Origin of the sequence: Mesorhizobium sp. M7A.F.Ca.CA.004.12.1.1, from assembly GCF_003997835.1 — a bacterium.
Classification (GTDB): Bacteria; Pseudomonadota; Alphaproteobacteria; order Rhizobiales; family Rhizobiaceae; genus Mesorhizobium.
Genome location: NZ_RZRK01000641.1, coordinates 1 through 3,588 on the forward strand (window position 1 = coordinate 1; position 3,588 = coordinate 3,588).

4 protein-coding genes and 1 pseudogene are annotated in these 3,588 nt (G+C 62.1%); 3 read left to right on the forward strand and 2 right to left on the reverse strand.

Going from position 1 to position 3,588, the window contains the following annotated elements; all coding sequences use genetic code 11:
* From EN984_RS26755 to hflX, 3 genes and pseudogenes are all read left to right on the forward strand, one after another.
* Positions 1 to 222, forward strand: a pseudogene (locus EN984_RS26755) (D-amino acid aminotransferase); the annotation flags it as partial.
* Positions 223 to 367: 145 nt separating this feature from the next.
* Positions 368 to 613 (forward strand): RNA chaperone Hfq, encoded by a 246-nt coding sequence (gene hfq / locus EN984_RS26760; RefSeq protein ID WP_006202172.1) that lies wholly within the window; start codon positions 368 to 370, stop codon positions 611 to 613.
* Positions 614 to 2,005 (forward strand): GTPase HflX, encoded by a 1,392-nt coding sequence (gene hflX, locus EN984_RS26765; protein ID WP_127272395.1) that lies wholly within the window; start codon positions 614 to 616, stop codon positions 2,003 to 2,005.
* Between the two features lie 63 nt (positions 2,006 to 2,068).
* On the opposite strand, the gene mazG is transcribed toward hflX, so the two are convergent.
* Positions 2,069 to 2,893, reverse strand: coding sequence for a nucleoside triphosphate pyrophosphohydrolase (mazG, locus tag EN984_RS26770; protein WP_127272396.1), 825 nt, complete (start codon positions 2,891 to 2,893; stop codon positions 2,069 to 2,071).
* A gap of 140 nt (positions 2,894 to 3,033) precedes the next feature.
* Positions 3,034 to 3,588: aminotransferase class I/II-fold pyridoxal phosphate-dependent enzyme (locus tag EN984_RS26775; RefSeq protein ID WP_127384073.1), on the reverse strand; the 555-nt coding region annotated here is incomplete at its 5' end.

Here is a 3,588-nt window from a genome sequence, read left to right on the forward strand (position 1 = left end):
ATGTTCGAAGTGGCGGCCAAGCTCGGCCTGAAGATCGAGGAGCGCGGCTTTTCCGTCGCCGAGGCCAAGGCGGCACGCGAGGCGTTCATCAGCTCCGCAACGACACTCGCCATGCCGGTGGTGGCTATCGACGGCGATACGGTCGCCAATGGGCACCCCGGCTCAATAACACTTTCCTTGCGGCAGGCCTTTTTTGACATTGCGGAAAAAAGTCCAGCCTGATAACCGCACAGGTGGAATGAACATCAATATATCTCGTTCTGCTTGTCGTTACTGACGACAAGACGGTGTTTGCGAGCTTGACATGCGCCCGTTAATTTGGCGCATTGGCTTGCAAACCGAAGGGGATCGGCGAAAGACAAGAACAATGGCGGAACGATCGCAAAACCTTCAGGACCTGTTCCTGAATTCAGTTCGCAAGAGCAAGAACCCGCTCACCATCTTCCTTATCAACGGCGTCAAGCTGACCGGCGTGGTCACTTCGTTCGACAATTTCTGTGTCCTGCTGCGCCGTGACGGTCACTCCCAGCTCGTCTACAAGCACGCCATTTCCACGATCATGCCGAGCCAGCCGGTTCAGATGTTCGATGGCGAGGAAAGCCAGGGCGCCTGATTGGCACGTGAGAAAGACGCGGACGCCACCGTTCGCGGGAAACCAACGCATCATCCCGGGACGGAAGCCAAGGGCCCGACCCGGGCTGTTGTCATTGTGCCCGTCCTTACCCGCCACCAGCGCAACGACGACGAGACCAACCGTCCTCGGCTGATGCGTTCGGCTGATGCTCGCCACGACGAGGCCGTCGGCCTTGCCCGCGCCATCAACCTGGATCTGATCCACACTGCGGTGGTGACCGTCAACGATCCGCGCCCGGCGACGCTGCTCGGCAGCGGCAAGGTTGCGGAGTTCGCGGAAATCGTCAAAGAGGGACATGCGGAAGTGGTCGTCGTCGACCATCCGCTGACCCCGGTGCAGCAGCGCAATCTCGAAAAAGAGCTGAACGCCAAGGTGCTGGACCGCACCGGGCTGATTCTTGAGATCTTCGGCGAGCGCGCACGCACCAAGGAAGGCACGCTGCAGGTCGAACTCGCCCATCTCAACTACCAGAAGGGCCGCCTCGTGCGCAGCTGGACCCATCTGGAGCGCCAGCGCGGCGGCGCCGGCTTCCTCGGGGGCCCCGGCGAAACGCAGATCGAATCCGACCGGCGGCAGCTGCAGGAAAAGATCATCAAGCTGAAGCAGGAGCTGGAAACGGTGCGGCGCACGCGCGACCTGCACCGCGCCAAGCGCAGGAAGGTGCCGTTCCCGGTGGTGGCGATCGTCGGCTACACCAATGCCGGCAAGTCGACGCTGTTCAACCGGCTGACCGGGGCGGATGTGCTGGCGCAGGACATGCTGTTCGCCACGCTCGACCCGACGCTGCGCCGCGTGCGCCTCCCACATGGCACGCCGATCATCCTCTCCGATACGGTCGGCTTCATTTCGGACCTGCCGACGCATCTGATCGCGGCTTTCCGCGCCACCCTGGAAGAGGTGGTCGAGGCCGATCTTGTGCTTCATCTGCGCGACATTTCCGATCCGGACACTGCTGCACAAGCGGAAGATGTCGAGCGCATCCTGGCCGACCTCGGTGTCGACGCCGGCGACGCCAAGCGCGTGATAGAAGTGTGGAACAAGATCGACCGGCTCGACGAAGGCAACCGGACCCGGCTGCTTGCAGACGGCGCCGACGCCAACAAGGCGCCGCCGATTGCGGTGTCGGCGGTGACCGGCGAGGGCATCGATGCGCTGAAGGCGATCATCGAAACACGGATGGCGGGCGAACTCGAAGACCTCACCGTGACGATCGAGCCGGCCCAGTTCGGCCTTGTCGACTGGCTTTACCGCAATGGCGATGTCGTTTCGCGAAGCGACAATGATGACGGCAGCGCCACCATCTCGCTCAAGGCCACGCAAAGCGCCCGCGAAGAGATCGAAAGCAGATTGCGTCGTAAAAACAACGGGTAATCCGGAGCAATTCCAGGAAAAAGTGTATAGCGGTTTTCCGTCCGGAATTGCCCGAAAGAGAGATTACTTCGCGGTCTTTGCTTCCTGCCAGAGCGCTTCCATCTCGGCCAGATCAGCCTTTTCCAGCGTGCTGCCGGATTTTTCCAGAGCTTGTTCGACATAGTGGAAGCGCGAGCGGAATTTTTCGTTGGTGCCGCTCAGCGCTGCTTCGGAATCGAGCTTGAGATGACGGCCGAGATTGACGACGGCAAACAGCATGTCGCCGAACTCGTCCTTGATCGAGGCGGTGTCGCCCTTTGCCAGCGCCTCGCGCAATTCGCCGATCTCTTCCTCGATCTTGTCGAGGATGGGCGCCGCCTCGCTCCAGTCGAAACCGACGCGGGCGGCCTTCTCCTGAAGTTTCAGCGCCCGGGTCAGTGCGGGCAGGGCGACCGGCACGCTGTCCAGAAACCCCTTGCCGTTGTCTTCGGGATCGAGACCACGCGCGAGGCGGGCGCTTCGTTTCTCCGCCTTCTCTTCGGCCTTGATCTCTTCCCACATGCCCTTGGCCATGCCGGCGTTGCGGGCTTTCTCGTCGCCGAAGACATGCGGATGGCGGCGGATCATCTTCGTCGTGATGGCTTGCACCACATCCGGGAAGGCGAATTCACCGGCCTCCTCGGCCATCTGCGCGTGATAGACAACCTGCAGCAGAAGGTCGCCGAGCTCGTCGCGCAGATCGTCAAGGTCGCCGCGCGCGATGGCGTCCGCCACCTCATAGGCTTCCTCAATCGTGTAGGGCGCGATGGTCGAGAAATCCTGTTCGATGTCCCAGGGACAGCCGGTCTTCGGCGCCCGTAGCGCCGCCATGATCTCGATCAGGCGCGAAATGTCTTTCGATGGCGTCATCTAGAGCTATTCCAGGAAAAGTGTGAAACGGTTTTCTGTCCGGAATTGCGTCAAAACAGTCTATCGGATGCTATCCCGCGACCGGCCGCGCGGCTAACGCTGTCAGCCGGCGCGGAAGCCTTGTCCACAGACAAGCCGCGTCAATCAAGAACCGAAACGATCGCCTTGGCGAGTTCGTCCATGCCGTCCTCGGGCAGGCCGGCGACATTGATGCGGCTGTCGCCGACCATGTAGACGCCGTGCTCGGCACGCAGTCGCTCGACCTGCGCTTCCGTGAGCCCAAGGCGGGAGAACATGCCGCGATGGCTGGCGACGAAATCGAAACGGTCGGAATTCGACTGCCGGCGCAGCGCCTCGGCGAACTGCACGCGTAGCCTGAGCATGCGCAGCCGCATCTCTTCAAGTTCGGCTTCCCAGTCGGCGCGCAAGGCGGCATCTTCGAGCACGATGCGCACGGCCGCCGCACCGTGGTCCGGCGGCATCGAATACATGGCGCGCGCCGCCGACAGCATCTGGCTCATCGCCACATCCGCCTGTGCGCCGTCCCTGGCCAGGATCATCGCCGCGCCGACGCGGTCGCGGTAGACAGCAAAATTCTTCGAGCAGCTCGAGGCGACGACCATTTCCGGAATTTTTGCCGCCAGCAGGCGCAAGCCGAGGGCATCGGCCTCGAGGCCATCGCCAAAGCCCTGATA